Consider the following 26,151-nt stretch of genomic DNA (forward strand, 5'->3'; position numbering starts at 1 on the left):
GTCGCTTGGTTTATTGGTCTGAGTCGATATGGATGTAAGAAACGCACTTCCCGTCGGGTGTGGTGCTGAAGCTCACCATCACTGCGTTTCGGATCGCGTCGTAAGTCTGTGCGCCGGTCGACCGCTCTTGGGTGTGCGGCTTGGCTCCGGTGATTTGGAGCGCGCGTGCAGTTGGGAAGCATGGCTCAGCCGCTACCGCCATTGACATGAAATGAGCGGGCGCGGGCTCCAGCCAGAACATCGAAAGCACATGACGGTCTTGCAACGTCTTGGGCTGGTTGTCGATGCGTTTCGAATCTACGCTAGCAATGCCGTACAGCTTCATCATCGCGGACCGGATGCTGTTTCTACCTTCGATTCCGGTAAGCGGCGCGGACAGCAATCGCTCGATCGTAGGGGCCTGGTCTGCTTCCGATTTGGTCTTGGCGGTCGACGCGCAGCCGGGCGTGGACGAAAGGACAAGTAGGGCAGTGATACTCCAGGTTACCCGTAGAGCCCCGGGTTCGATGCGGCTGGTGTCTATCGTTGACCTCATCTACTTGAGATTCTGTAGGGAGTCTGCGACTGTTTTTACGCGACGATCATAGCTTTGTGCAGTGACGAGCCGCAGCTCTCTTAGCAAGAGCAAGGTGCACGCCATTCCTTGCGAGTGGACGATGCCAGCACCGAGCGACAGCGCAGCTGCGACGGCTTGCTTAAAGTCAATCTCCGTTGATAACGCGGAATGAGCCATATCCAGGCCTAAATCACAGTTGGGACGGTAATTAATTCAGCGAAGCAGCGGCCGATCGATCTTCTCTATATCTTGATTGAGCTGTTGACTTTGTTGAGCCTCAAGCGAAGCGATACTTTGCAAGGACTCGTCCAGCGAAACATTCGTTGAAGCTTGGACGTCCACATGCGACCGTTTGTGGCCAGAGTCGTCCAGACGCCCCTCCACCGCAATCACGTTCCGGCCGATCTCGCCGCTCAGGTGATGGCTCAGAAGCACATGATCGATCCGAGCCAGACCGTCGAGTCTGGCCTGTGACGACAAACACCCGGCTATGCAATCGAGCGCTTGCGCGCTAGGCGTCAAACCATGCTGTGCGAAGGCGTCAAGTGTCTTATCGCGCGTATCGCGCCAGAACATGCTCTCTGGGCTCGCGCTACTGTGGCCGTCCCGTAACGATTGTTTAGGGTCGTTGCCGCTTCCGTGCTCGGAGGGTTGCACCTCGCTCTTGGGACGCAGAACGCGCTCGAAGTCGCGCAGATAGGCGTCACGGTGCGTCAGCACGCCATTACCATCCTGGTCGGTCAATGGCCCGCCGAGCGTGTATCGCGTATCGGCGACTTTGGCGGCGATGGCCGAAATCACTTGCTTGTCGTCCAACTCCCCAGAATTCCATTGCTGATAGAGCTTGGCTAGCTCCAAGCCGTTCAAGTAGCCGATGGCGTCGAAGGGGGATTCCTTCTTGAACTCCGGCTCGTTCTTCAAGTCCTTGAGGATCGGGAAGGCGTTAAATATAGCCGCCGCCTCAATCTCGCTTCGGTACTGCACATACTCTTGTGCCGTGCCGCCCGGCTTGAACGGCCGGGCGGTGTTGTCGCGGTCGTGCCCGACTTCGTGCGCCAACATGGCGAACATATGGCGCTGCGACCATGCAAACGCCCCTGGCTGCTGGAGATTTCGCCAGTTCTCTTGATCTACCACGATGGCGGGCGGATCGCTCGGCCGATAGCGAGGGAGCTTTGCGCCGGCTTCGGCTTCGATCTTGCCGCCCTTGGCGAAGAAATCCGTGAAGTCTTCGCTTGCGTGAGGCGACAGTAGAATCCAGCGCCGGATGTGTTCCGGCATCTGTTGGAACTCATCGCTGTTCTTCAGGGCGTCCTTGTCCTGTTCGCTCATTTGTCTCTCTCGATGTGGATCGTTCGAAGGCACTTGCCGTCCGGGCTGGAGGTCAAGCCGACCAACATTCCGTTCTTGATAGCGTTATGCATCGGAGCGGATACCTCGCCCGAGCCTTGGTACGGCATGGCCTGAGTCAGGCTCAGCGCGCGCTGGACGGGAAAGCAGGGCTGTGTTGCGAGGCTCACCGATATGAAGTCTGCGGGAGACGGCTCGATCCAAAGTTGAGACAGAACCCAGCCGCCTGCCAGCGGTTTTGAGTCGCGATTGGTGTACTGGTCTACTGAAGGGTCGAAGCCGTAGATATCCGAAAGATCTCGCTTCACGCGGCTCATTCCGGCGATTCCGGTCAGCGGTTCGGTAAGGATGCGCTCGACGGTCAGGCCTGCGTTGGCTTCCGGCCCGGTTGTGGAGGCGCAGCCGGTCAGGAAATTCAGTAACGCTGCGACGGCGATACTCATAGTTGCGCTTCGGATTAATGCGTTCCTACCGGAGCATTGCGCCAAGTGGCCGTCTTTAACTGAAGCCATGATCGAAAATCCTGTATGAGAGGTAAGCCATATGCTATGGATTCGATTCGGAGACTGAGGCTGCAGCGGTGAGTGCGATGAGGGTTGAGATGGAGATACTCAAGTTCGCGCCGATCATAGCGTCAATTTTTTCGCTTGGCGCTTGCTCAATAGCGGTGAGTCATGTCGGTGGAGATGGCACAGACAGACGGGGCGTAGATTTAGTGACGCTGGCACGTATTCTTCAATTGCCCCTGGCTCGTGGGGTGAGCGGAATTCGTGCGGTGTCGGAGGAACTGCATCGCTTGCATGGAAAGCCGGCAATCAAAGTCCCAGGCGGAGCGGCGATAGAAGACGGGCTCATACTCGCCGATGGCTATCGCCTGAACTTGGTCATCGAGTATGAAGACGCTGGCGTACTCAGCATTTCGGTGGATGAAGGCCGATGCTTTCCCCTTGAAGAAGCTGCGCGGCTGACGGGAGCGAGGCCGATAGGCGCGGTCGGTTACCCCTATGCGGAAGGGCCTGACTACGACACTCGCTCAGCGGTCAAGGACGGTGTGGAAGTCGCTCTCGGACGGTTCGCGCCGGCCGAAAAATGCCTGACCGAGATTCGCTTGGTGGACGTCGCCAAGGCCGGGAAGTTCGCTGAAGAGAACGGTATTGATCTTCCGGTGAAAGCACCGAAGGAAGTTCGGCCTTGAACGGCATGCTCCCGCGCTTTGTGGCCACGGAAATGCTTTCCTAGCCGACATGGCCCGGAATCCGCCCGGGCCTGTGCTCGGCTATCTGGCGGCGGGGCCGCTGGAAGACATGATCGCCTGCTTCGGCGATTACTTTATCGAGCGGATCGAGGACACGGCCCGGCGCGATCCGGCATTTCGGGATTTGCTGCATGGCGTGTGGAAGAACAGGACGCCGGACGCGCTGTGGGAGCGGGTGAAGGCGGCTCGCGGTGCCGAGCCTGAATGCGGCGATGGACTCGACGTCCGGCCCGAGTAGTGCGTCGTCGCTTCTTGGTACGGGGATTGTCTTGCCGCTGTCATGCTTGTCGCATCGAATTCGCGCAACGATTCAGTTGCTGAGAGGCGAGATATGGCATCGATCCATGATTCGGGCGAGCGGAGCATCCTGGTCGCTCGCAGGAGGTCGGTCGGCTATCTGGCGGTCCTGTTGTGCGCGGCGGCGGTCTGCTCGCCGGCCGCCGCCGCACAACCTTCGCCCTGGCGCACCCTCAGCAACGAAAACGGCATCCATCTGGAAGCCCGCCGCGTCGCCGGCGAGCGCTTCGACGAGCTTCGCGTTGCGACGTCGGTGAAGGTGTCGCCGGATGCGGTCGCCGATTTCCTGCTCGGCAAGTACCTCGACGCCAAGAACAAGAACATCCGCCGCAGCTTCATCGAGCGCGGGCCGGACGTGGTGGTGTGGTCGGACGTGCTCAGCACGCCGGTGGCGGCGGATCGTTGTTATTCGATGCGCTTCGAGCGGCAGGAACTGGCCGGCGGCGCGGTGCGGGTGAAGTTCGCGTCGTTGGACAAGGCGGAGGCGAATTCCAAGCCCGATTGCATCGCGCTGCGTTCGCGCGGCGAGTGGCTGATGACGCCGACGGCCGAGGGGACGCGGTTGGTGTATGCGTCGCTGACCGATATCGGCGGCAACACGCCGGCGTTCGTGGTCAAAGGGACGTTGTCGTCTGCGGCGGTCTCCAGCGTGCGCAAGGTGGTGGCCGGTTCGGCGGGCCTGGCGTTGCCGCGGGGTCTGGAAGACTGAGCCGGGGCGCTCGGTCGGCAGCCGGGCGAGAGACGACGCGAGGCCCCGTTCATCAATGTGATTCGCGGCCGGACGTAGGCGCGTAGCGGTGTCATGAGGATTTCGTTCGCTTCGGCACTAGCTTCTTCGTCGCTCCATGCGGTACCTACGCAGGTTCTATCCTTACGGCAGGAGAATGGCGATGACCGCGAAGAACACCGTTTGTCTGTGGTACGACGGCGCCGCGCTGGAAGCCGCCGAGTTCTATGCGAAGACGTTCCCGGACAGCGCGGTGACCGCGGTCCATCATGCGCCCGGCGATTATCCCGACGGCCACCAGGGCGATGTGTTGACGGTGGAGTTCACCGTGGCGGGCATTCCGTGCGTGGGCTTGAACGGCGGGCCGGCGTTCAAGCACGACGAGGCGTTTTCGTTCCAGATCGCCACCGACGACCAGGCCGAGACCGATCGCTTGTGGGACGCCATCGTCGGCAACGGCGGCAAGGAAAGCGCCTGCGGCTGGTGCAAGGACAAGTGGGGCTTGTCGTGGCAGATCACGCCGCGCGCGCTGCTCGACGCGTTCACCGATCCCGACCGGGCCGCGGCCAAGCGCGCGTTCGACGCGATGATGACGATGGGCAAGATCGACATCGCCAAGATCGAGGCGGCGCGCAAGGGCTGAGGCCGATCGCGATAGCCGCCCGTCGCCGGGTTGGCCTGCGCGCGCCGCCGCCTGCGTTCAACGGTGGCGGCATTCCGCCGCGCACAGGGGCCCTGCGATGGACGCTTACGGCAATCTCGACAGCATCGGCGAATTCTCCGGCAACAAGCGCATCCGGCTGGTCTCCTACCTCGATCCCGACGTGGCCCTGGGCGTGTTCCCGCCGACGGCGGACTCCTCGGGCTGGTCGGTGGCCGGGGTGCATCGCTTGTCGGCGGGCAGTCCGGGGCAGACGATCATGCGGGTCAATGCGCTCGGGCCCGGGCGCTTCAGTCTGGCCTGGGACGGCGACACCAGCCAGTTCCTGTCGTGGGAGGGAACGTCCAGCGATCAACTGGTCCTGGAGCAGTTGACCCAGCCGCAGGATGGCGATCGTATCGATCCGCCGGAGTTCGCGCTGGATTTCGTCGAGCTGTGTTGGTTCGCGCTCAACGATCCGTACCACGGCGCGGTGGTGGACATCAGCGAGTCGGGCACCGGCGAGGCCAATCCGGTGATTTCGTTCTCGTGGAACGGCGGCGCCAACCAGATCTGGCGGGCGCAGTGGCTCGATCATCCCGCGGCGGCCGAGCGCGCGGAGCCCGTTGCGCAGCAACTGCAGCAGACGCAGCAGGGCGCGGGTTGAACGCGGTATCGCCGGTTGCGCGTCGCTGCGCGCGGCGTGGGCGGGGATAAATGCCGGCCGCCGCGACGCGTTGTCGCGGCGGTCGTTCGAGCGGCTGTGTCGCGGGTCAGTCCATCTCGCCGGACCCGTACACCTCATAGCGTCCGATCCGTCCGACCTTCGCGGCGGCCTCTTGCACGTCCGCGCGCGCCAGCAGCGCCTCGCGCGCCTGGCGATACGCCACATCCCCGGGCAACGGCGCCGGCCGCCGGAACTCCTGCAGCCACAGCAGCGTCTCCACGCGCTCGTCCTGCGTCGCCAGCAGTTCGGCCGTCAGCGTGGCCGCCTCGTCCACCCGCCGCAGGCGCAGCAGGCTTTCCAGGTAGACGCGCGGGCCGTCCTTGCGGTGTTCGCCGAGGTAGCGCAGCGCCCGGTCGGCGGCGCGGCGCTGGCCTTGGGCCTGGGCGGCGCACAGGCGTACGTTCTCTACGACCAGGCGGGCGTAGGCGTTGAGGTCCGGGCCGATGCGGCCGAGCGCGGCGAGGGCGTCGTCGGGGCGTTGCAGGCTGCAGTACAGCGAGGCGAGGTTGATGGCCTGGCTGACGTTGGGCAGGCCGTCTTCGGTCATGCGGCTGGCGCGTTCGAGTTCGGCGACGGCGTCGTCGCTGCGGCCCAGGCGGCGCAGCGCGATCGCGGCGGTGTTCATCAGCCAGGCGCGTTGGTGCGGGTCGTCGTAGTCGCTGTCGCCGCGCTGGCCGGCGTCCTGGGCGAGGGCGAGCACGCCGGCGTTGTCGCCGGCGGTCAGCAGCGCGTAGCTCAGTTGCACGCGGCTGTCGAGGCTGCGCGGGGCGAGCTCGGCTTTCTCGCGCTGGGCTTCGATCTGCCGGCGCGAGGCGTTGGCGATGTCGGTGGCCCAGCCGCCGTCCTGGGCGAGGAAGTCGAAGCGTTTGTCGATGCGCAGGCGCACCAGCTGCATCGGATCGACGATGCGCTTGACGACGGTGCGGGCCTCGTCGCGGCGGCCGCGCTCGACCAGCATCTCGACCAGGGCGAACCACACCGGGCTGGCGTCGGCGGTGCGGTGGCTCCAGTTGGCGGCGTACAGCGCGCGCAACAAGGTCAGGCGTTGCTCGGAGCCGTGCGGCAGCTCCGTCTGCAGGCGCGAGAGGATGTCGGAATTCACTTTCGCCAGCGCTTCGGGCCAGTACTCGACCAGTTGCACGAAGGCGTCGGCGGCGGCGTCGTAGTGCTTGAGGTCGTATTCGACCAGGGCCAGCCGGTACCAGTCGTCGGGGGTGTTCTCGGCCGCGGTGGCCTGGCGGTAGAGGGCGGTGGCGCGCGGCAGGTGGCCGGTGAGCGCGGCGGCCTGGGCCGCGGCGGCCAGGGCGACGCGCCGGTCGCCGGCGCCGAGGGCGGCGAAGGCCGGGTGCTTGAACACCTCGGCGAAGGCGGCGTCGGCTTGTTCGTAGCGGCCTGCGCGCGAGTGCGCGAGCGCGGCGTTGAGGCGCTCCAGGAACCGGGTGACCTCGGCTTCGACGGCGGCCTCGCGCGCGTCGGCTGACGGCGCGGGCTGCGCGGGCGCGGGCGGCGTGGAAGCCGGCGCCTGCGCGGATGCGGCTGCGCAGGCGAGCGACAGACTCAGGGCCAGGCCGCGGCCTACGGCGCGAATTCGATGATGCATGTATCCCCCAGGCGGCAGGCCGGCGCGGCCGCGCCGGTCCCTGGCGGCCGTCGCTGTTGCGATCGGCGCGCCCAGCGGCCAAGCATACCGGTTGTCGCGGCCGGCCAGGACCGCGCTGCATGCGTTTGCAGCGATACGGCCACAAGGCGCATGCGCGCGGCGCTTCGATGGTGTCATCGCTTCTTGCTCGCAGCGCTTGCGTTCGCGCCTGGCCAACGTGGCTCTTCGCTGGCGGGCGAAGGCCGCCGCGCGACATGTGGTTGCGCCGCAATCGCCTATGACCGGTTCGCGAACGCGCATGCGTCGTCGAGCGCGCTGCGGCTGCCCTGCATTCGCGCGCCGCGTCGCCAACTCGATCCGCGCAGCGCCGGTCGTCGCCTCGGCTGATCGGTATGCACGTGCGCTGCGTCGAAACGCTCCGGCACCGCACGCGGCGGCGAAAAACGAACGCACGTGCCAAGCGCGTCGTTGCATCGGCAGGCTTTCGTCCATCGCGTCACGCAAATGCGCCGTCGTCGCGGCGAGAAAGCGTTTCCCGTCGAGATTTAACAATCCCGCCGCCCAAGCGCTGTCCGACGCGCAGCGGCGGAGGCGTTGGCTAGGCAGCAACTTCCGTTTTGCGGATCGGCGGGCCGCACAGGCCGGCCCGTGCAGCCGCGGCGCGCGGAACTGGGCGTGCGCATGCGACAGGGACTCATCGGCGAAGTTGCGGGCATCACTCATGCCTGGGCTACAGGACGTTCCACCCATCCTAAGGAGAGAATGCGATGAGAGTTCCAAGCAAACACGCGCCGCTCGGCGTGCGCTGGCTGCGCAGGCTCGCGATCGCGACCGTGCTGGCGGCGCTGCCGCTGGCCAGCGCGGTCGCGCGCATGACCGAGGCGCCGCGCAGCTTCGCCCTGCAGGACAAGTCGCTCGACGCGGTGCAGCGCAAGACCCTGCCGAGCATCGATCCGGCCCGGCTGCTGGCCGAGGACGAGATGCGCGCGAAGTCGGTGAGCGCGCCGCAGCCGCTGCGGTTCGCGGTGAACGCGGGCGTGACCTATGACACCGGCGGTTCCGGCACCTGGCACAAGCTGCCCGACGGCCTGCTGTGGCGCCTGCGCATCCACACGCCGGGCGCGGCCAACCACAACCTCGGCTTCACCCGCTACGACATGACGCCCGGCGCCAAGCTGTGGATCTACGATCCGGCCGGCAAGCACGTCGAAGGCGCGTATACGGCCAAGGACCGCAGCCGGCACGGCCGCTTGTGGACGCCGATGATCGAGGGCGACGAGGTCGTGGTCGAGCTGTTCGTGCCCAACGGCGCGGCGCAGCCGAAGCTGACGCTCGGCGCGGTCAATCAGGGCTATCGCGATTTCACCGCCAAGAACTGGGACAAGCAGGGCAGCTGCAACAACGATGTGGTCTGCCCGGTCGCCGCCGGTTGGGGGCAGCAGATCCGCTCGGTGGCGCGCTACGTGATCGGCGGCACTTCGCTGTGCAGCGGCCAGCTGGTCAACAACACCAGCTACGACTTCAAGCCGTACTTCCTCAGCGCCAACCACTGCGGCGTGAGCACGGCCAACGACGATACGCTGGTGTTCTACTGGCAGTTCCACTCGCCGACCTGCGGCGCGCTCAGCGGCGGCAGCCTGGCGATCAACCAGATCGGCGCGACCTACCGCGCGTCCTACGCGCCCAGCGATTTCGTGCTGGTCGAGCTCGACGCGCCGCCGGTGGCCGGCTCCAATCCCTACTTCAGCGGTTGGGACATCAGCGGCACCGCGCCGGCGGCGACGGTCGGCATCCACCATCCCAGCGGCGACGAGAAGGCGATCTCGTTCAACAACAACGCGGTGACCTCGACCGCGTACCTGTCCAACACCGTCAGCGCCACCGCCAACCACTGGCGCGTGGACGCGTGGGAAAGCGGCACCACCGAAGGCGGCTCGTCCGGTTCCTGCCTGTGGGGCGCGAGCAGCAAGCGCTGCATCGGCCAGTTGCACGGCGGCTACGCCTCGTGCAGCGCGCCGACCACGTCGGACTGGTACGGCAAGCTCAGCGTGAGCTGGACCGGCGGCGGCACGCCGGCGACCCGGCTCAAGGACTGGCTGGATCCGACCAACACCGGCGTGATCGGCGTCGACGGCGACCCGCACGTGACCACGCTCGACGGCGTGCGCTACGACTTCCAGGGCGCCGGCGAGTACACCGTCCTGCGCGATCCGGCCGGAGTGGAGATCCAGGCGCGGCAGACGCCGATCGCGACCACGTTCAATCCCGGTGCCGATCCGTACAGCGGCCTGGCGACCTGCGTGAGCCTCAACAGCGCGGTGGCCGCGCGGGTCGGCAAGTACCGGGTGACCTACCAGCCCAACCTCAACGGCGAGCCCGATCCCAAGGGCCTGCAGCTGCGCATCGACGGGCGCCTGGTGCAGCTGGGCACCGGCATCGACCTGGGCAACGGCGGCAGCATCAGCCCGACCTCGGCGCCGGGCGGCATCCGGGTGAGCTTCCCGGACAAGTACAACCTGCAGGTGACGCCGGGCTGGTGGTCGTCGCAGGGCAAGTGGTATCTCAACATCGGGGTGACGCGTAAGCCGGCCGACGGCGCCGGCGGCGCGGGCGACGCCGAAACCCCGCTCGGCGGCATCGGCGCGCCGCTGGCCGCGCAGAGCTGGCTGCCGCCACTGCCCGACGGGTCCTCGCTGGGCCCGCGTCCGGCCGCGCTGGGCGACCGTTACGAGCACCTGTACAAGAAGTTCGGCGAGGCCTGGCGGGTGAGCAACGCCAGCACCTTGTTCGACTACGCGCCCGGCACCTCGACCGCCACCTTCACCTTGAAGAGCTGGCCGAACGAGAACCCGCCGTGCAACCTGACCGGGCAGGTGCCGGTCAAGCCGGTGAGCCGCGAGATCGCGGTGGAAGCGTGCAGCGTGGTCAAGGACGAGCGCATGCGCGGCAACTGCGTGTTCGATGTGATGATCACCGGCGAGCGCGGGTTCGCCCAGACCTACGCGCGGACCCAAGAGACCCAGGGGAAGGCCAAGGCGCAGGCCGAGGCGGCGCAGGGCGGCGCGTCGAAGTAAGTCCGCCGCGGCCGCGCATCGCGCGTGGGCCGCATCGCACGGCAACGCCGGGGTCCGCCCCGGCGTTGTTTTTTGCGCGCCGTCGCTGTCGCGCGCAGGCCTGCGCGCGCGAACGCGGATTTGCCAACCGCGCGGCATCCGCCGGCGCCGGCGCTGGGATAAGCTGCGGCCGTCGCGGCCCCCGCCGCGACGGACTCTCGCGGAGCCGGCCATGGCCACGATGCGTTATCACGACGGGCAGGACGTGCGGTTGGGCGACGTGGCCAGTTTCGGCGCGCACGACACCTGCCGGGTGGTGGTGCTGATCGACGAACAGGCCGCGGTGGAGGGCTACATCGCCGACGAGTGGGCTTACCTGGGCGGCGGTTGCGTGCTGTTCGCGCACGACGCAGGGCTGGTGCACTATCCCGCCGGCACGCTCGGCGACGATGTCGGGGTGAGCCTGCTCGAACGCGCCTGAGGCCGGGCCTCAGCCGCGCGGCCGCGCCGCATCCTGCCGGTACAGGCGCACGAAGACGAAGCCCACGGTCGCGAAGCCCAGCGCCAACGGCAGCAGCTGCGACCACGGCTGGCCGAACCGCACCACATTGCCGACCAGCGCCGAGACCATGCCGAACAACGCGGCGATGAGCTTGTAGCTGTGGTCGTAGCGCCACAGCCGGGCGAACCAGCGGCGCGGGAACCGCCAGCGCGCGGCGTCGTAGGCGATCACGCTGGCGAGCGCGCCGAGCGAGGAATACACCAGCACGTTCGCGCCCGCGGCCAGCACGACCGGCGTCAGCCACGCGCCCGCGGCGATGGCGGCCACGGTCAACGCGGCATCGGCGGCCTGCGGCCCGCGTTCGCGGGTGCGCGCCGAGCGCCAGCCGCCGAGCAACTGGTACAGCACCAGCACGGTCAGCACCGCGAAGTTCGGCAGGAACCGGAACAGCGCCAGTCCCGCCGCCGCCGACGCGCAGACCGCGAAGCCGGCATAGCAGAAGCGCCGGCCCCAGCGCCGATGCGCCTGGCTGCCCTTGGCGTTGGCCAACTGGTAGAAACCGATCGCCATCGCCAGCGTGCCCGCCGCTACGTGCAGGGCGATGTTGATCAGATGCGGCGTGGACATCGGCTTCCCTGCGGCTTGCGTGGCGCGTGCATCTAAGCGCCTGGCCGCACGGTCGCGCCTGTGCCATTGGTCGGGCCGGCGACCGGTCGGGCGGTCGCATCGGCCGCCGCGGGCCGCTGCGCGGCGTCGCGGCGGGAGGATTGCGACAGCGCGGTTACAACGCCGCCGGCTGCTGCTGGGTCACGCAATGCACCATGCCGCCGTTGCGGTACAGGTTGCGCACGTCGATGCCGACCACGGTGCGGCCGGGGAACGCGCGCTGCAGGATCGTCCGCGCCTTGGCGTCGTTGGGGTCCTGGTATTGCGGCACCAGCACCACGGTATTGCCGACATAGAAATTCACGTACGAGCCCTTGTAGCCGAGTTCGTAGCCGTATTCGGTGACCACGTCGTTCGCGGTCAACGGCAGTTGCACGAAGCGGTAAGGCGTGCCGTCGACGTCGCTGGCGGCGTACAGCCGTTCGACGTCGGCCGCGGACAGGCCCCATTCGCGCAGGTCGGCGCGGCTCATGGTGACCAGGGTGTCGGGCGTGCCGAAGCGGGCGAAGCCGTCGACGTGCATGTCGGTGATGTCTTCCTTGCCGCCGTCCTTGCCGTCGAGCCAGATGAACTTGCTGACGCCGAGCTGGTCGCCCAGCACCCGTTCGAGTTCGGCCTCGCTCAGTTCGGCGTTGCGCTGCGGCTCGCGGGTCGAGCTGCGCGTGGCCAGCAGGGTGCCGCGGCCGTCGACTTCGATCGCGCCGCCTTCCAGCACCACGTCGTTCAAGTCGATGCGCGGCAGGCCGAGGCGCTGGGCGACCGCGGCCGGCACGGTGTCGTCCTTGCGGTAGGGCGCGTCCAGGCCCCAGCCGTTGAAGCCCCAGTCGCCGACGGACAGGCGGTCGTCGCGGTCGAACACGAACAGCGGGCCGTTGTCGCGCACCCACACGTCGTCGGTCGGGCGGATCAGGAAGCTCACTTGGTCCAGCGCGACGCCGGCGGCGCTGAGCAGCTTGCGCACGCGCGCCTGTTCGCCGGCGTCGTAGACGACGATGTGGACGCGCTCGCTGGCGACCAGCGCGCGGGTCATCGCCACCCAGGTCGGGTCGAGACGGTCGCGGTAGGCGCGGCCGTAGGTGTAGGCGTGCGGCCACTGCAGCCAGGTGGCGTCGTGGCGCGCGGTCTCGTCGGGCATGTAGCCGGACTGGGCGCGCGCGGCGCCGGGCTGGGCGAGGGCGGCGGCGAACAGCGCGCCGGCGGCGAGGGCGAGCCAGGCGGGGCGGGCGGCGGGGAGGTTCGGGGTGGGCATGGCGGCGGGCCTTGGGGTGCGTGGTCGGGGGATGGGGCGCACCTTAGCCAGCGAACCTGATATCCAGCTGATACCGGCCGCCGCGCGAGACCCGGCCCCGCCGCGGCTGCGCTAAGCCCGCGCCTGCAACACCAGCTCCACGCGCGCACCGCCTTCGGGCCGGTTCAGCAGACGCAGCTCGCCGCCGTGCAACTGCGCGATGTGCTGGACGATCGACAGCCCCAGCCCGCTGCCGGGACTGCCCGGCCCGGACACGAACGGCTCGCGCAGCCGCGCCAGCAGGTCCGCCGGAAAGCCCGGGCCGCGATCTTCGACGATCACCTTGCCGGCCTCGACCGTGACGGCGACGGGCGTGGAGGCGTCGGTCGTTGCCGAATGCACCAGCGCGTTCTCGATCAGGTTGCGCACCGCGGTTTGGATCAGCCGGATGTCGGCGTTCACCACCGACTCGGCGGCATGGAATTCGATCCCGCGATCTTCCGGCAACACCGCTTCGACCAACAGATCCAGGCGCACCGGTTCCTTGCTCGCCGGCGCAGCGGACGCATCCAGCCGCGCCAGCAGCAACAGCTTGTCGACCAAGCCGGCCGTCTGCGCCGCGACGCGTTCGACCTTGGCCAATACCTGCGCGGGCGGCTCGCGCCCGTCGTGCGCGGTTTCGCACAGCGCCTGCAGCCGCGCCACCGGCGTGCGCAGCTCGTGCGCGGCCGCGGCGAGGAAGCGCTCTTGTTGTTCGAACGAGGCGATGGCCGGCCGCAGCGAGCGCCGCGACAGCCAGTGGCCGACGAAGACGCCGAACACCGCGAAGCCCAGCGCGATGGCCAGGGTGCGGCGCACGAACGCGGACTGCGCGGCGTCGCGCGCGGCCGGATCGGCCAGCACCAGGATCGTGGCCACGGCGCGGTCGCGCTCGTCGTAGGTTTCCTTGGCCTGCAGCAGGTACGGCCGGCCGCGGCGGTCGCGGCCTTCCAGCGCGCCCTCGGGGCCGTCGCGCAAGGCCGCGTCGGCGCTGGCGGACGGATCGGCGAGGTCGAAGCGCGGCCGCTTCGGCGCCAGCAACACCTTCGCCGGGGCGCCGTTGCCGATCACCCAGACATCGGCGTCGGCGTCGAGCAGGCCGGGCTCCTTGCGCGCGGTCTCGTCGTGGAAACGGCCTTGGGCGTCGAACCAGGTCAGCCCGTACACCGCGGTCGCGCGCAGGCGCAGGCCGGAGGCGAGGTCGAGCTGGGTCAGGCGCGCGTGGGTCGCGATCGCGACCGTGCACAGCGCCGCCACGCACAGCAGCCAGGCCAGCGTCCACACCGCGCTCAGGCGCAGGTGCAGCCCGCGCAGCAGGCGCTCACGCGCGCGCGGCATCGGGCGCGTCCAGCCGATAGCCCGAGCCGCGCACGGTGCGCAGCAGCGGCGGGTCGCCGAGTTTTCGCCGCAGGGTCGCGATCAACACTTCCTCGGCGTTCGACGCCGGCTGCTGGTCCTCGCCCCAGCACGCGGCCAGGATGTCCTGGCGCGGCACCGCCTGCCCCGCGCGTTCGGCCAGCAGTTGCAGCAGCGCGAATTCCTTCGGCCGCAGTGGCAGCGCGATGCCGGCGCGGCGCGCCTCGCGCCGGCCCAGGTCGACCTCCAGGTCGCCGATGCGGATCGTGCTCGGCACGATCGCGCCGCCGCGGCGGCCGATGGCGCCGATGCGCGCGACCAGCTCGTCCATCGAAAAAGGCTTCACCAGGTAATCGTCGGCGCCGCCGGCGAAACCCGCGACGCGGTCGGCGACCGCGTCGCGTGCGGTCAGGAACAAGGCCGGCGTGGCGATGCCGCGCTGGCGCCAGCGCTGCAGCGCGCCGAGCGCGTCGCCGTCGGGCAGGGTGCGGTCGAGCACCAGCGCGCCGTAGGCGTAGGACTGCACGAAGGATTCGGCTTCGGCGAGGTCGCCGGCCTCGTCCACCGCATGCCCGTGCGCGCGCAAGCGGCCGGCGACGGCTTCGCGCAGGTCGGATTGGTCTTCCAGCAACAGGACACGCATGGGCCGCAGCTTACCCGCAGGGATGCACAGGCGGATGAAGCCGCGCGGGCCGAAGCCGGATGCGCTGCGGGCGACGCACTGCGCACGCGCGCAGGCGCTCGAATACTCGTCGGCCACCTGGCCGCTCTGTTCGCGCAGCCGCGCCTGCGGATGCCAGCGCTCCTGCGCCGTCGTGCCCAGCGGTCGCGCGAGCGTGGCCGGGTCCAGGACCTGCCGGCAGGCTCAACCAATGGCCAGGGCGGTTCGCCTTCGCCGCCCCGGCCCCGTTGCGGCATCGGGCGCAGCGCAAATCGGCTGCGGCTTCGCGCATAGCGGCCGGGGGCGAACGACGCGGCGGAACCGGGCCTGGCTCATTGGCGCGAACGCCGGCGAAGACGCAGCGCCCGCCGGATTCGGGGCTTCGGCCGCGCATGCGTATGATGCGAGTCGGCCGGCGGACCGACGTTCCGTCGACGGCCATCGGCAAGCGAGGCGGCGCGATGATCACCCAACAAGAGGCCTGCGACCAGGTTCTCGCCGGATTCACCGGCACTCGCGGCGCCATCGCCTCGTGCGAGCTGGATCCGCGCGGCCAGTATTGGGTGATCCATGCCAACGCGTACGAGTATGTGGTCGACGGCCGTTCGGAGCATTGCCTGATCGGCGACGGCGCCTACCTGGTGCATATCGCCAGCGGCCGCCTGACGATCACGCCCAGTTACGAAACCTGGCACGAGAGCATCCAGGACATTTACGACCTCGACGACGCGGCCGGCGCCCATTACGTGCTGCGTCCGGACTATGCGGCAGACGACAAGCGCGCCGTGGTCCATCTGCATCAGCGCCTGGGCTGCTCGCTGATCGACGCGCGCTGGCTGCTGGAGCACGCCAATCGCAGCTGGCTCACCGGCACCGGGCGCACGCTGCGCGATGCGCAGAAGGTTCTGGGCGCGCACGGCGTCGCTACGCAAGTGGTGCTGCAGGACGATCTGCATGGGGCGTTGTCGCTGACGGCGCAGCAGTGGACCGTGGACATGGTGTTGCAGCGCTTGCGCGAGCGCGCGGGCTTGCGGCTGGCGGTGGATGATCGCGAGGGCGTTGCGCGATAAACGTCGGTGGCTCGAGCGGAGTTTCCGATCGGTGTTGCCCAGGCGCAGTGGTTGGATTGGCGTGGTCGCGGCTTGCGCCGCTCCTACATGGGCTACCTGTAGGAGCGGCGCAAGCCGCGACCGCTAACCTCCAGCGGCGACGCCACCTGCCTGAATCCCGCTACGCCGCATCCACGGCGCCTCCCGGGGTTCCGGCCAATCCCCGCAATGGCGCCAAATGCTGCAAAGCACAATAATGCCCCCATGACCCCCGCCCGCCCCGCCGCCGAGGCCGCCCCCGCGCCCGCCCCGATCCTGTCCCCGCGCCAGGTCGGCCTGATCCTGTTCGCCCTGGCCATGGGCGGTTTCGCCATCGGCACCAGCGAGTTCGTGGTGATGGGCCTGATCACCGAGATCGCCCGGGCGATGGGCGTGGACGAGCCGCAGGTCGGCCACGTCATCAGCGCCTACGCGCTGGGCGTGGTGGTCGGCGCGCCGGCGCTGGCGATCCTGGGCTCGAAGATGCCGCGCCGCAGCCTGCTGCTGGCGCTGATGGGCTTCTACGCGGTCGGCAACCTCGCCAGCGCGCTGGCGCCGGGCTACTACACGCTGGCCCTGGCGCGCTTCATCGCCGGCCTGCCGCATGGCGCGTACTTCGGCGTCGCCGCATTGGTGGCCGTGCGCATCAGCCCGCCCGAACAGCGCGGCCTCGCGGTCGGTCGGGTGATGCTGGGCCTGTCGATCGCGCTGCTGGTCGGCAACCCGCTGGCGACGTGGCTGGGGCAGGCCTTCGGCTGGCGCTGGGCGTTCGCGCTGGTCTCGGTGATCGCGCTGTCCACCGTGGCGATGACCGCGCGGGTGCTGCCCAAGGGCATGCACGCGCCGCGCCCGGACGCCCTGCGCGAACTGCGCGACTTCAACCGCAAGCCGGTGTGGCTGGCGCTGGGCATCGGCGCGGTCGGTTTCGCCGGCATGTTCTGCGTGTTCGCCTACCTCGCGCCGACCCTGGTCCACGTCACCGGCGTACGCGAGTCCTTCATCCCGTTCGGGCTGGTCGCGTTCGGCATCGGCGGCATCCTCGGCACCCTCGGCGGCGGCTGGCTGTTCGACAAACTGCAGTTCCGCGCGGCGGCGTGGATCCTGATCTGGTCGATGGCGATCCTGCTGCTGTTCCCGCTGGCCGCGCGCTCGGTGTGGACGGTGCTGCCGGCGGTGCTGGCGGTCGGCACCATGGGCGCGCTGGCGACGGTGCTGCAGGCGCACCTGATGGACGTGGCGCGCTCGGCGCAGACCCTGGCCGCGGCCTCGAACCACTCCGCGTTCAATATGGCCAACGCGCTGGGCCCGTGGCTCGGCGGCATGGCGATCAACGCCGGCCTGGGCTGGACCTCGACCGGCGTGGTCGGCGCGATGACCGCGCTGGGCGGCCTGCTGATCTATTTCTGGGCGCGCGCGGACGCGCGCGCCGATGCGGTGCTGGCCGGCGAAGCCGAGTAGGCTGCGCCCGGCCCGCGTCGCCGAAGCTCAATCGGCGGGTGAATCCGCCGAACGATCCGCCAGCGCTTCGATGTCCTGCAGGCTCAACGCCTCGTTCCTGATCGCTTCGACATCGCGCAGGATCGAATCGGCGTTGGCGTCGTCGGCGATCTCCGCTGCCTGCGCCGGCGCGGCTTCGGCGATATCGCCGGGAACGCCCCAGCGCGGCCCGAACCGATAGACCGCGTAGAACATGACCCGCGCCTTGAATCCGGAGACGCCGCGGCACAGCATCGCGGCATGGAACATCCGGTGGGTGTCGCGCCAGGGCTGGGTCTTCACGATGCAGTAGTGGTCGTGGACGATGGACGGCTCGCGGTACTTGCCTTCGAACGGGCCGCCGATGACGCTCCAGAACGCCTTCGGGATCGAAGCGCCGTCGAGCCAGGCGCCGGCGGGTACCGGCCATTCGACGCCCGAGGCGGCGATGTAGCCGATGGCTTCGAGCAGTTCCGCGCTGCGGCCGTTCTCGTCCAGCGCGATCTTGGCCGGCAGGCCGACGAAGCGGCCGTAGTCGGTGACGGCTTCGGCGACGACTTCGGAATCGTTGTCGGTCATCGCGCGGATGTGCGCGAGGACATCGTCCAGGTTCTTGCTCATGCGCTTGCTCCTTGTTCGACGAGGTGGATCGGACGGTTTGGGTTCGGCTGCACCTGCTGCGGCCCGGGCCGCCGAGCCGCGGGGCGGATGCCGGCCCGGGCGCCGGACGTCATCCGGGAACGGTTTTCGCGGAGTCGCCGCCATCGGGGCCATTTCCCCAGTCGCTGCTTATGCCATGGCACAAGGCTTCGTCCCAGGCGAGGAACGAGGACGCGATGCGGCGCGACTTGCGGTCGGTCGAGTACCGGGCGAGGTCTGCGCACAGGCCCGGCAGCAACCGGCACCGGTCGGCGTAGCTGACGAACGCCGTGCACCAGGCGCGCGGGTTCGCTTTCAGCCGCGAATAGAAGATTTTCGGCTGCATCTCGCGCGGGCGGATCGACATGCGGGCGACGGTGGAATCGATCAGTCCGCGCATCTCGGCATTGGCGACGCCGTCCGCGCACAACGCCAGCAAGGCTTCGCGTAGCGGGCGGTGGAACTCCACCGTAGGCCCGCGGAGCAGCAGTACCGCCCCTTCCAGATCGGTGAGGTCGGGTGCCACCTGGATGCGGTCGCGCAGCTTGTTGAACAGCAGATTCACCTGCGCCATCGGGCCGCCATGCAGGTCGTCCAACTGCGACTGGAGATCGCGGATGCGCGCCAGATCGGCCGGATTCGATACAGCCGTCGCCAGGCGGGCCACGCGCTGCCGCCAATCGGCCTGGGTGACGACGAGGCCGGCCTCGAACAGGCCGGCGGTCGACGGCGCCGGTCGTCGCCATCCGGACAACAGCAAGACGCCGGCGGCATCGGTGCTGAGCGCCTGCTTGCGCATGCGCTCGTTCATGATCGGCTCGCCCTGCAGGGCTTCGGCGACCGCGATCAGCGCCGGCAAGGTGCTCAGCCCCGGCCCCTTGGCGGCGGCCGACGCGTCGCGCAGAAGTTCGACGTGCGGGCCCGACAAACGCCGGTGCGCCTGCAGCGCCAGCCGCGTGATCCAGTAGATCCGCGACAGCGCCTCCGGCCCGATGCTCTTCTGGCCCAGCCACGCATCCATTTCTTGGCGGAGGATGGCGTCGATGTCGGTGACCCCGTCGTCCCACTCGCCCAGGTCGGCCTGGGCCTGGATCACGAAGGTGGGCGGCGCTCCGGGCGGCCGGGTCGGGCGCGACAGGTAGAGGTTCAGGGCTTCGCGGGCGCGGTCGGCCTTGACCATCTGCGCGCCTTCGCCGGTGCGCCCGTATCTCTCGCTGCCCTCCAGGTAGAGCCGCCATTCTGCCTGCGCCATGGAGTCGACGCGGGCGGATGCGTTGCCCGGCGCGACGCTTTCGACCTTCGGCGCCAGCCGGGCGCGCAGCGCCGCGGGCAGCTCTTCCATGACATCGCGCAGGATCGCATGCATGGGCTCGCTGACGTGGGGCATGCTGTAGGGATGGCCGAGCACCGCGAGGTGATACAGCGCCAGCGCGCGATCGTTAGCGGAACGGCGGCGCAGGTGATGGATCGCCGCGGACTGACGGACATCGCGTTCCAGCAGCGCGCCTTCGGGCGTGGCGGCGAGCAGCTTGAGCGCGAAGGCGCGGATCTCGCGGTTGAAGGGCACGGCCTCGGGCGACAGCGTCGGACGGGTCAGCCAGTACGTGGACGCGAGCGCGTCGAACACGCGTTTGGCCTGGTCGGCGGCGGCCTTTGCGTTTGCCGGTTTGCCTTGCCCGGCGTCGCGCGCGCTGCGGTCGACCGCGGGAATCACCGCTTCTTCCAGCAGCTTGGCGGTGATCACGGGCGAATAGGCCGCGGCCAGGACGTACGGGCGCGCGACCGGATCGCGGACGTGGGCGACGACGCGCCGCAGTAGGTAATTGCGGGCGCTGTCTGCATCGATGCGGCTGTCGCGATGCGCCCTGCGCACGCTCTCGCGCAGTTCGGCCTCGCCTTGCAGCAACGCATCGGCGGTGATCCGCAGCAGCAGCGGATTGCCGGGCACCGCGGCAGCCGCTTCGGCCGCCGCCGTCGGGTCTTCCACGCCGCAGTTGCGCAGCAGTTGCTGCGCTTCGGTTTGATCGAGTTCCGGCAGCCCGATCGGCGTTTCGATCCGGGCGCCGGCGTCGGTGAGGCGGGACAGCAGGTCGTTCGCGGCGTGCCCGATGTCCTGGTCGTCGGGCGGATCGCGGCCGGCGATGACCAGCCTGAGGTCGCGCGCGCCGGCTTCGCGGTTGAGGAAGTTCAGCCAGGACACCAGGCTGCTGGCGACATGGTCGCTCTGCGCGAGCACCAGCTCGGCGGTATCGAACACGATCAGGATCGGCCCGGGAACCGTATCGGGCGCCAGCAGGCGGTACAGGATGGAACCTTCGTCCGAGGCCGCCTGCGAGGCCACCGACTCGGCCTTGAGCATCGAGTCCGGCCGGCTCGACTTGATCCGCTTGCGTGGCGCGCCGCGCGAGAGCCCGGCATCGTGCTGCACCAGCGCGGTGTCGCGCAGGGCGGAGAGCATGTCCGAGGCGCGGTTGCACAGCGCGGGAACGGCCCGCGTCAATTGCTGGACCAGCGCAATGTTGAGCGTCACCATGCGGGTGGGATCGATCGCCGGTTCGTCGAAGTCGATGCGCACCACGGGCACCGGATCGGCCCGCTGGGACAATTCGCGTTGCAGGAACGACAACAAGGTGGTCTTGCCCGCGCCGCCGCCGCCGTAGAGGTAGGCGACGCTCAGCGGCTCCTGGCTGGCCCCGGTAGCGAAGCCGATCAACCTGGCGAGCGTTTGGTTGTGGCTGCGCCCCACCATCGGGTCGCGGGTCATCCGCTGCAGGTCGGCGTTCAGGGCCCTGGACGCCAGTTCGCCGGCGATGCGCTGCGCGCCGACGGCATGGCGCCAACGCTCGCCGAGCCAGTCGCAGGCGTTGCCCAAGGCGGCCAGGACCTCGCCATCGAGCGCTGAGAGCGTCGGCGCGGCATCGGCCAGCGCGATCCGCATGGCGTGCAGGACCGGGTCGTCGTCGTCGCCGCGGAAGCTTGCGCTTGCCGCCGCGCGCAGCTGCGCGTCGTCGCGGCGCGCCAACTCTCGCTTGCGCGCGGCGAGCGACAGATACCACTGGTTCGGGCGGGTCTGCACCGCGGTTTCGACCTCGGCGGCCAGCGCGCCGAGGATCGCCAGCACTTCGTCCGGCGAATTCAGGGCATCGATCAGGTCGAGCGGCCGCGCCCAGCCGCGTACCGCGAGCCTGAGCCGCAGGCGGTCGGCGCCGTCGTCCGGGCCGGCGCGCGCGGGGACGATCGGCGGGACGTTCGACTCGATCGACGTAGCCAGCGCGTACTCGAGTTCGGGAGCGGTCGGCGTCATCACAGCGCGGCCTCCAGTTCGATCGCCGCGCGCACGGCGGTCACCATCTTCATCGGTTCGGCAACGCCGACGACCGCGCTGTCCACGTATTTGGCGACGTCCGCTTGCTTCGGGGCGGGCTTGCCGCGCGCACTGGCCAGGTGCCTGGCGTAGGTGCGGAACTCCGCGGCGGTGATCGGCGCGAGTTCGCTTTCGGCGATTTTCACGCGGTCGGTTTCAGGGCGGCTTTCCATCCGGTCAACCATGACGCTGCGCTCGTACTCGCCGAGCCCGATCAGCATCACCCGGATCCAGCCGGCGGCGGCCAGGGTCGCGATCAGTTCCACCCAGTTGCTGCCGACGAAGCGGTCCTGCCTGCCGGCAGGGCCGAAGTCGATCGCCACGTAACAGGTGCGGGTTCCGTCGGCCGAGCGTGCGCGCAGTTCGCTGAGGAAGTCGTCGATGGCGCGGTAGCGCACGGTCGCGGCCGCGGTGCGGTAGTCGGCGGCGTTGGCCGCGGCTGCGTGGCCGGTCGCGTCGCTCCAGGCCATGTCGTTGGTCTGGGTCGGGTTGAACACCACCAGATCCGCGTATGGGTCGAGCTTGCCGCGCAGCAGGTGGATGCAGAAGCTCTTGCCGACGCCGGGCTGGCCGTGGATCAGGCACAGCCGCTCGTCCGGATCGGCGCTGTCGATCCATTTGTCCACTTCGGCGCGCGCGAACCAGGGGTGATACGCCGGCAGCGAATCGGTCGCGTCCGGATCGCTGCCGCCGAGCGCGTCCGCGACCGAGGCGCGCCACTGCGCTGCGCCCGCCTCGCCGGCCAGCGCCGTGCCGGCGCGGTACCAGGCGTCGACCAAGGCCGGATCGCGGAACTCCAGGCTCGGCGAGCTTGCGGCCTGGGCGAGCGGGTCCTTGCCGTCGCGGCATTGATCGCGCCGGATCGCAGCGATGCTGATGCCGCGGTTGCGCTTGACGGTGGCGTCGTCCTCGCTGTCCAGCGTGCCCTCGTGCAGGCCCGCGACTTGTCCCTCGTGGTTGATGCAGCAGCCGCCCGACATGCCCGCGGCCGCGTTGGCGCGATGCAGCCAACGTCCGGAACCGGCGTCGATGTCGGTCACCAGGTCCACGTCCATCATCAACGCGTTGCCGCCGGGGAATCCGAACGCCCAGCAGGGCTTGCCTTGCTTGACCGCCGCGGTGTCGACGACCTCGACCGGGCGCAGGTGGCTTACCCGCTGCGCCAGCCGGATCAGGGCGTAGTCCAGCCGCGTGTCGGCCGGCGCGGTCAAGGAACGTTCGAGCAGGTTGGGCGGTTTGCCGTGCGGCAGCGCGTGCGACACCAGGGCGGCGGCGGCCGGCCGGATCGCGAGCGAGGGATGTTCGCGCTGGTTGGGTTTTTCGCGGAAGTGGAAGGCCAACCCTTTTTTCAGCGTCGGCGCCCATTGGCCGGTGGCGGCGTCCACGTCCATCACCACGTGGGCCGCGGTCAGGACCAGATCCGGCCGGACCAGGAAGGCGGTGCCCAGTTGCTGGAACACCGGCTCGGTCCTGACCACGATGGCGCAGGCGTCGCGCGCCTGCAGCAGCGGCAACAGAATGTCCGCGTGCATGAAGCCCTTGTCGGGATTGGTCATGCCCTGCATGAGGCCGTAGTCGCAGACCTGGTCGAGTATCTGCGCGATCTCGTGGTCCGAGCGCTGCGCCTTTTGCTCCCAGTTGCCGATCGCGACCGCCAGCGGGGCGAGGAAGTCGTGGTCGTGGGCGCGCTTGAACGCTTCCAGCCGCAGGCTGCCGGCGGCGCTGGCGACGACGACCTCCCAGGCGGGCGCGTGGCGCGGGCGCACGCTGACATAGCAGTTGCCGATGAACTCGTCGGAAAGCCGCGTCCATGCCGCCAAGGCCTCGGCGCGGCTGTAGTCCGCTTGCAGCGCCGCGACCATCTAGAACCGCGCTCCGATCGCGCGCAGCGCCTGGTGCGAGGCGGCGAAGGACAGCGCGTAGTTGCTCGCCCCGGTGGTGCCGCCGAAATGCAGGGCGAAGCTCGGCGTGCGATCGTCGAGCCAGGACATCACCAGCGCGCCGGACGCGCCGCCGAAGGTGGTGGCGTCGTGGCCGATCGCGCGGCGGCCCTGGTCGAGCGCGTGGCTGCCCAGCGGCAGGGTGAAGTGGCCGGGCGCCAGCCGCTTGACCCCGAAGCGGTTGCCGAACAGCACGCGCAGGACGAAATTCCAGTCCACGTCCTTGCCGTCCTGCAGCGCGGGCTGGGCGGGAAAACCGATCAGCGCCAGCGACGAGATCGCGCCGGTGGCGTAGGCCGGCTCGGCGCTGAGCAGCGGAGCCGGGTCGGGCAGCGCCGGGCTGTCGGGCAACGGCTCGATCCGCGCCACCGCCGCGTCGATGCCGGCGAAGGTGCTGCCGTACCCTTGCGGCAGCGCCACCTCGACGATGCGGAAACGCTGGCTGCGCAGCGAGCAGGCTTCGCCGACGAAGTCGATCTCCAGCCAGCCGTCCACGCGCAGGCGATCGCCGTCGCGGGTCATCGCCACGCCGTAGTTGTGCTGCGCCTGTTCGATCACGTGGTAGTTGGTGAGGATCAGGCCGGCGTCGCGGTCGATCAGCGTGCCGGTGCCGACATAGCGCGAGGCGTGGCCGTGCTGCGGCTGGATCCGGCCCACCGCCGCGGCCAGCCGGGCGATGCCCAGCGCCTGGGCGGTGGCGATGTTGCCGTCCCAGGGGCCGATGAAGGGGTCTTTGGGGTCGATCTCGCCGTCGCAGAGCAGGAAACTCGGGCGGGTGCCATCGCTGATGATCACCGCTTCCATCGCGCAGCCTTCGTCTGCGGCCAGTTGCAGATCGCCGCGCTGCAGCTTCACCAGGCCGTTTCGCGCATGGGTGAGCAATTGCTCGCGCGCTGCGCGCCACTTCGCCGCATCGACGCCGTCGGGCGGCGCGGACAGGGCCTGCTCGACCACGTCCAGGGTCTGCCTTGCCGGCGCCGCCGCCGCGGCGACGCCCCCGTCCATCATCGCTTCGGCCTGCGCATCGCGCGCGCGCCCGCCGGCGGCCAGCAACTTGGCCAAGTGCCTGATCCGTTCCTGCTGCATGTCTTCCCCCTGTGCGTTCCCCGGCTTGCGCGTTACCGATCCAGCAACATCGCCTCGACGTCGAGCCAGCACGGCGGCTCGCCGTGCGCCGCGCCGTCGGGCCGCACCGCCTCGGCGACGACCCCGCCGGCGTCGACCAGCCGCATCGTCCGGTAGCGGCCCCGATCGAAGATCCGCCGCACCGCCTGGAAGCCGAACACCAGCGGCTGCGCGCCTTCGAAACTCACCGTGGAACTGCCCGTCGTCGCGGCGGCGATCTTGACGTTCGCGCCGATCGCGTCCTGGATGACCGGCAGGTCCAGCCCCAGCGAGCGCTTGTTCGAATCCTTGGCGGCGACATTGATCCGCTGCGCCTTGAGCGTGCTGGTGACCACGTAGACCTGATCCTGCTCGAGCATTTCCATCACCGCGCGGGCGTGCGGGTTGACCTGCGACGCGGCGAGGAACCGGTCGATCAGCGCCAGCTCGCTGTTGTTCTCCAGGGTCGAGGAAAATTCGAACTGGACCGTGGCGGCCCGGGCGAACGCCGCGTCCATGCCCAAGGTGGAGCCGCCGAGCGCGGATACGATCCCGCGCAGCACGCTCAGGCCGAGATCGACATCCAGGTCGGCCGACTGGGTGCCGGCGATGTTGGGGCCGGGGCGGTCGGCGCTGACCGGCGGCGCCGGCGGGCCGTCCGCGGCGGCGTCGAAGACCGAAAGCAGTTCGCCCAGGCGCTGCAGGCGCTTGCTCTTCTCGACCAGCAACTGGGTCGGGCGCAGATCCGCGCGCGGCAGCTGGACGACGTTGTAGCCCTTGGACCGCAGCGCGGTCAGGGACGGGTCTTTGCACGCGGGAAAGATGCTCATGCGCTGGCTCCCAATCCATTGGATGCGGCGCGAGCCGCGCTTGCGCTGCGTGGGCGAAAGATTCGCCCTCGTCAGTTCGTAACGAAAAACGCCGCGGCGCCGGGCCATGTCCGTCCGCGTCCGCGCGGCGAGGGCGTTCAGCGCGATAAACATCGGCGCCGCGCGCGGACGGGCGGGGCCGGCGAGTGGACCTGTCCAATAGCGATGCGGCGCGGCGCCGCCCGCGTGCGGCGTCCCGCCGCACGGGCGCCGCATCCGCGGCTACCGTGCAGCGGCCGGCCGCGTGCGTGGGTTACGGCGTCTGCACCTTGCGCAAGCTGCGCAGCAGCTCTTCCAGGCGCTGCTGCCCGCCGACGTCGGCCCACACGTTGTACAGGCAGCGCTGTCCCGCGACTTCGACATAGGCGATGTAGCCCGGGCCGGTGCCGCCGCTGAGGCCGTAGTGGGCGCTGCTGCCGTCGGCGAAGGTCATCGAATTGGGGAAGGTGTAGCCCTTGCCGTCGAGGTCCAGGCCGGTGCCGGCGACGCCGTAGGCGCTGCGCTGGCCGGGCAGGTCGTAGGCCACCGCCCAGCCGTCGGAGAAATTGGCGCGGCGTACGCTGACCCCGGGCGTCTTCTCGCCGCCGACCAGCGCCAGCGGCGCGCAGCGGGCGCGGTTCTTGGCCTTCTTCCACTCGGCGAGATACACCGCCGGCACCGCGCTGGCGGCGACCGGCGCGGCGTCCCAGGGCGCGCGCTGCGCGCCGGCCGGCTTGGCGGACGGGCCGGTCGAGACGGCCGGCGCCGGCTTGGCCGCCGGGGCCGACGCCGCGGCCGGAGCGGACGAGGCCGCCGCCGGGTTGGCGGCGGCCGGCGCCTTGGCCGGCGTGCGCGCCGCAGGGGCGGTATCGGTGTGGACGCGGAACCGCGGCTTGGTCTCCTCGGCCTGGACGCCGAGGGTGAGCAGGCCGACGGCCAGCGCGAGCAGGGACGGTGCGATCTTCATGGCGTTGCTGTCGTTCCTTGAAGCGGGGAGGTCGCGGCCGTGGCGGCGGTGCGCCGCCGGGCCGAAGC

At 69.3% G+C, this 26,151-nt stretch carries 23 protein-coding genes; 9 read left to right on the forward strand and 14 right to left on the reverse strand.

What is annotated here, in order from left to right; all coding sequences use genetic code 11:
• Window positions 1–10: 10 nt before the first annotated feature.
• The 3 genes from BLV01_RS18250 to BLV01_RS18260 all read right to left on the reverse strand — a co-directional run bounded on the left by BLV01_RS18250 (window position 11) and on the right by BLV01_RS18260 (window position 2,349).
• Entirely contained in the window at window positions 11–328 is a 318-nt protein-coding gene (locus tag BLV01_RS18250; protein WP_091803095.1) for a hypothetical protein, read from the reverse strand.
• 441 nt (window positions 329–769) lie between these two features.
• The gene (locus BLV01_RS18255) at window positions 770–1,888 is read right to left on the reverse strand and encodes an XVIPCD domain-containing protein (RefSeq protein WP_091803098.1); all 1,119 of its coding nucleotides are present in this window, start codon (window positions 1,886–1,888) and stop codon (window positions 770–772) included.
• Window positions 1,885–2,349 carry a hypothetical protein gene (locus tag BLV01_RS18260; RefSeq protein ID WP_091803101.1) on the reverse strand — a complete coding sequence of 155 codons (465 nt, stop codon included), beginning with the start codon at window positions 2,347–2,349 and terminating at the stop codon, window positions 1,885–1,887. Before BLV01_RS18260 ends, BLV01_RS18255 begins: the two co-directional genes overlap by 4 nt.
• A 158-nt stretch (window positions 2,350–2,507) precedes the next feature.
• On the opposite strand from BLV01_RS18260, the gene BLV01_RS25650 reads away from it, so the two are divergent.
• The 5 genes from BLV01_RS25650 (at window position 2,508) to BLV01_RS18280 (ending at window position 5,492) form a co-directional block, all read left to right on the forward strand.
• Window positions 2,508–3,101, forward strand: coding sequence for a hypothetical protein (locus tag BLV01_RS25650; protein WP_139178839.1), 594 nt, complete (start codon window positions 2,508–2,510; stop codon window positions 3,099–3,101).
• A 49-nt stretch (window positions 3,102–3,150) separates the two neighbouring features.
• The gene (locus BLV01_RS18265) at window positions 3,151–3,399 is read left to right on the forward strand and encodes a DUF6869 domain-containing protein (protein WP_343124248.1); all 249 of its coding nucleotides are present in this window, start codon (window positions 3,151–3,153) and stop codon (window positions 3,397–3,399) included.
• A gap of 42 nt (window positions 3,400–3,441) precedes the next feature.
• Complete coding sequence (locus BLV01_RS18270; RefSeq protein WP_139178841.1) at window positions 3,442–4,167, forward strand: SRPBCC family protein; 726 nt, start codon at window positions 3,442–3,444, stop codon at window positions 4,165–4,167.
• A 181-nt stretch (window positions 4,168–4,348) separates the two neighbouring features.
• Complete coding sequence (locus tag BLV01_RS18275; protein WP_091803216.1) at window positions 4,349–4,828, forward strand: VOC family protein; 480 nt, start codon at window positions 4,349–4,351, stop codon at window positions 4,826–4,828.
• Window positions 4,829–4,925: 97 nt separating this feature from the next.
• Window positions 4,926–5,492 carry a hypothetical protein gene (locus BLV01_RS18280; protein WP_091803108.1) on the forward strand — a complete coding sequence of 189 codons (567 nt, stop codon included), beginning with the start codon at window positions 4,926–4,928 and terminating at the stop codon, window positions 5,490–5,492.
• 106 nt (window positions 5,493–5,598) lie between these two features.
• On the opposite strand, the gene BLV01_RS18285 is transcribed toward BLV01_RS18280, so the two are convergent.
• Window positions 5,599–7,152, reverse strand: a complete 1,554-nt coding sequence (locus BLV01_RS18285) for a hypothetical protein (RefSeq protein WP_091803112.1) — start codon at window positions 7,150–7,152, stop codon at window positions 5,599–5,601.
• 767 nt (window positions 7,153–7,919) lie between these two features.
• Between BLV01_RS18285 and BLV01_RS18290 the strand changes: the two genes are divergently transcribed.
• Entirely contained in the window at window positions 7,920–10,226 is a 2,307-nt protein-coding gene (locus tag BLV01_RS18290; RefSeq protein ID WP_139178843.1) for a VWD domain-containing protein, read from the forward strand.
• Window positions 10,227–10,437: 211 nt separating this feature from the next.
• Window positions 10,438–10,686 carry a hypothetical protein gene (locus BLV01_RS18295; RefSeq protein WP_091803118.1) on the forward strand — a complete coding sequence of 83 codons (249 nt, stop codon included), beginning with the start codon at window positions 10,438–10,440 and terminating at the stop codon, window positions 10,684–10,686.
• 9 nt (window positions 10,687–10,695) lie between these two features.
• On the opposite strand, the gene BLV01_RS18300 is transcribed toward BLV01_RS18295, so the two are convergent.
• From BLV01_RS18300 to BLV01_RS18315, 4 genes are all read right to left on the reverse strand, one after another.
• Window positions 10,696–11,334 (reverse strand): DUF2306 domain-containing protein, encoded by a 639-nt coding sequence (locus BLV01_RS18300; RefSeq protein WP_091803122.1) that lies wholly within the window; start codon window positions 11,332–11,334, stop codon window positions 10,696–10,698.
• A 154-nt stretch (window positions 11,335–11,488) separates the two neighbouring features.
• Window positions 11,489–12,622, reverse strand: a complete 1,134-nt coding sequence (locus BLV01_RS18305) for an agmatine deiminase family protein (protein WP_217633540.1) — start codon at window positions 12,620–12,622, stop codon at window positions 11,489–11,491.
• 111 nt (window positions 12,623–12,733) lie between these two features.
• A complete protein-coding gene (locus BLV01_RS18310; RefSeq protein ID WP_091803127.1) occupies window positions 12,734–13,978 on the reverse strand; it encodes a sensor histidine kinase in 1,245 nt (414 codons plus the stop codon).
• Window positions 13,962–14,639 (reverse strand): winged helix-turn-helix domain-containing protein, encoded by a 678-nt coding sequence (locus BLV01_RS18315; protein WP_091803222.1) that lies wholly within the window; start codon window positions 14,637–14,639, stop codon window positions 13,962–13,964. The genes BLV01_RS18310 and BLV01_RS18315 overlap by 17 nt, the downstream gene beginning before the upstream one ends.
• Window positions 14,640–15,055: 416 nt before the next feature.
• On the opposite strand from BLV01_RS18315, the gene BLV01_RS18320 reads away from it, so the two are divergent.
• Together BLV01_RS18320 and BLV01_RS18325 are read left to right on the forward strand one after the other, a co-directional pair.
• On the forward strand, window positions 15,056–15,727 hold the full coding sequence (locus BLV01_RS18320) for a hypothetical protein (protein WP_091803130.1): 672 nt from the start codon (window positions 15,056–15,058) through the stop codon (window positions 15,725–15,727).
• A 243-nt stretch (window positions 15,728–15,970) separates the two neighbouring features.
• Window positions 15,971–17,203 carry an MFS transporter gene (locus BLV01_RS18325; RefSeq protein ID WP_091803134.1) on the forward strand — a complete coding sequence of 411 codons (1,233 nt, stop codon included), beginning with the start codon at window positions 15,971–15,973 and terminating at the stop codon, window positions 17,201–17,203.
• Between the two features lie 27 nt (window positions 17,204–17,230).
• Here the strand turns inward: BLV01_RS18325 and BLV01_RS18330 are convergent, their stop codons facing one another.
• The 6 genes from BLV01_RS18330 to BLV01_RS18350 form a co-directional block, all read right to left on the reverse strand.
• The gene (locus BLV01_RS18330; RefSeq protein WP_175486097.1) at window positions 17,231–17,842 is read right to left on the reverse strand and encodes a DUF1353 domain-containing protein; all 612 of its coding nucleotides are present in this window, start codon (window positions 17,840–17,842) and stop codon (window positions 17,231–17,233) included.
• Between the two features lie 109 nt (window positions 17,843–17,951).
• Entirely contained in the window at window positions 17,952–20,981 is a 3,030-nt protein-coding gene (locus BLV01_RS18335) for a hypothetical protein (RefSeq protein ID WP_139178845.1), read from the reverse strand.
• Window positions 20,982–21,163: 182 nt separating this feature from the next.
• Window positions 21,164–23,086: a serine protease gene (locus BLV01_RS18340; RefSeq protein ID WP_091803144.1), complete on the reverse strand. Its 1,923-nt coding sequence runs from the start codon at window positions 23,084–23,086 to the stop codon at window positions 21,164–21,166.
• Complete coding sequence (locus tag BLV01_RS26385) at window positions 23,087–24,226, reverse strand: trypsin-like peptidase domain-containing protein (protein WP_175486099.1); 1,140 nt, start codon at window positions 24,224–24,226, stop codon at window positions 23,087–23,089. It abuts the gene before it with no gap.
• Window positions 24,227–24,282: 56 nt separating this feature from the next.
• Window positions 24,283–25,098 carry a gasdermin gene (locus BLV01_RS26390; RefSeq protein WP_175486101.1) on the reverse strand — a complete coding sequence of 272 codons (816 nt, stop codon included), beginning with the start codon at window positions 25,096–25,098 and terminating at the stop codon, window positions 24,283–24,285.
• Window positions 25,099–25,390: 292 nt separating this feature from the next.
• Window positions 25,391–26,083: a hypothetical protein gene (locus BLV01_RS18350; RefSeq protein WP_091803147.1), complete on the reverse strand. Its 693-nt coding sequence runs from the start codon at window positions 26,081–26,083 to the stop codon at window positions 25,391–25,393.
• Window positions 26,084–26,151 lie beyond the last annotated feature (68 nt).

Origin of the sequence: Lysobacter sp. yr284 (assembly GCF_900107375.1) — a bacterium.
Lineage (GTDB): Bacteria > Pseudomonadota > Gammaproteobacteria > Xanthomonadales > Xanthomonadaceae > Lysobacter.

Coding starts and splice junctions, on each gene's coding strand:
- BLV01_RS18330 (WP_175486097.1), bottom strand. CDS start 17,842: ATGAGCAAGAACCTGGACGATGTCCTCGCGCACATCCGCGCGATGACC.
- BLV01_RS18255 (WP_091803098.1), bottom strand. CDS start 1,888: ATGAGCGAACAGGACAAGGACGCCCTGAAGAACAGCGATGAGTTCCAA.
- BLV01_RS25650 (WP_139178839.1), top strand. CDS start 2,508: ATGGAGATACTCAAGTTCGCGCCGATCATAGCGTCAATTTTTTCGCTT.
- BLV01_RS18285 (WP_091803112.1), bottom strand. CDS start 7,152: ATGCATCATCGAATTCGCGCCGTAGGCCGCGGCCTGGCCCTGAGTCTG.
- BLV01_RS18295 (WP_091803118.1), top strand. CDS start 10,438: ATGGCCACGATGCGTTATCACGACGGGCAGGACGTGCGGTTGGGCGAC.
- BLV01_RS18320 (WP_091803130.1), top strand. CDS start 15,056: ATGATGCGAGTCGGCCGGCGGACCGACGTTCCGTCGACGGCCATCGGC.
- BLV01_RS18310 (WP_091803127.1), bottom strand. CDS start 13,978: ATGCCGCGCGCGCGTGAGCGCCTGCTGCGCGGGCTGCACCTGCGCCTG.
- BLV01_RS18290 (WP_139178843.1), top strand. CDS start 7,920: ATGAGAGTTCCAAGCAAACACGCGCCGCTCGGCGTGCGCTGGCTGCGC.
- BLV01_RS18270 (WP_139178841.1), top strand. CDS start 3,442: ATGCTTGTCGCATCGAATTCGCGCAACGATTCAGTTGCTGAGAGGCGA.
- BLV01_RS18275 (WP_091803216.1), top strand. CDS start 4,349: ATGACCGCGAAGAACACCGTTTGTCTGTGGTACGACGGCGCCGCGCTG.
- BLV01_RS18265 (WP_343124248.1), top strand. CDS start 3,151: ATGGCCCGGAATCCGCCCGGGCCTGTGCTCGGCTATCTGGCGGCGGGG.
- BLV01_RS18305 (WP_217633540.1), bottom strand. CDS start 12,622: ATGCCCACCCCGAACCTCCCCGCCGCCCGCCCCGCCTGGCTCGCCCTC.
- BLV01_RS18340 (WP_091803144.1), bottom strand. CDS start 23,086: ATGGTCGCGGCGCTGCAAGCGGACTACAGCCGCGCCGAGGCCTTGGCG.
- BLV01_RS18300 (WP_091803122.1), bottom strand. CDS start 11,334: ATGTCCACGCCGCATCTGATCAACATCGCCCTGCACGTAGCGGCGGGC.
- BLV01_RS18315 (WP_091803222.1), bottom strand. CDS start 14,639: ATGCGTGTCCTGTTGCTGGAAGACCAATCCGACCTGCGCGAAGCCGTC.
- BLV01_RS18250 (WP_091803095.1), bottom strand. CDS start 328: ATGATGAAGCTGTACGGCATTGCTAGCGTAGATTCGAAACGCATCGAC.
- BLV01_RS18260 (WP_091803101.1), bottom strand. CDS start 2,349: ATGAGTATCGCCGTCGCAGCGTTACTGAATTTCCTGACCGGCTGCGCC.
- BLV01_RS18325 (WP_091803134.1), top strand. CDS start 15,971: ATGACCCCCGCCCGCCCCGCCGCCGAGGCCGCCCCCGCGCCCGCCCCG.
- BLV01_RS18280 (WP_091803108.1), top strand. CDS start 4,926: ATGGACGCTTACGGCAATCTCGACAGCATCGGCGAATTCTCCGGCAAC.
- BLV01_RS26390 (WP_175486101.1), bottom strand. CDS start 25,098: ATGAGCATCTTTCCCGCGTGCAAAGACCCGTCCCTGACCGCGCTGCGG.
- BLV01_RS18350 (WP_091803147.1), bottom strand. CDS start 26,083: ATGAAGATCGCACCGTCCCTGCTCGCGCTGGCCGTCGGCCTGCTCACC.